The 268-nt window shown below is 70.5% G+C and carries 1 protein-coding gene; it reads right to left on the bottom strand.

What is annotated here, in order from left to right:
- Positions 1 to 268: sugar phosphate nucleotidyltransferase (locus tag AX685_RS03995; protein ID WP_269450457.1), on the bottom strand; the 268-nt coding region annotated here is incomplete at both ends.

The raw sequence follows: 268 nt of genomic DNA, 5'->3' as shown, positions 1-268 counted from the left end.
CCGCCGTTCCACGCATGGTCCCCCGCCGCCAGCATCGCCTCCGCCACGTCGCGCCCGGGCTTCTCCACGAAGCGCGCGACGCGGTGGACACCCGCGGCGACCTCCTCGCCGACCTGAATATAGCCATAGCCGGTCTCGGGCGCGTCCGGGGTGATCCCGAATGTCACCAGCCAGCCGTCCTCGACCAGCGGCAGCGCGCGGCGGATCGCGGCATGGAACGCATCGACATCGGCAATGACATGATCGGACGGCATCACCAGCAGCGCCG

The sequence above is a fragment of the Sphingomonas sp. CCH9-F2 genome (genome assembly GCF_001556735.1).
Lineage (GTDB): Bacteria > Pseudomonadota > Alphaproteobacteria > Sphingomonadales > Sphingomonadaceae > Sphingomonas > Sphingomonas ginsenosidimutans.
This window is presented reverse-complemented; position numbering and strand designations above follow the sequence as displayed.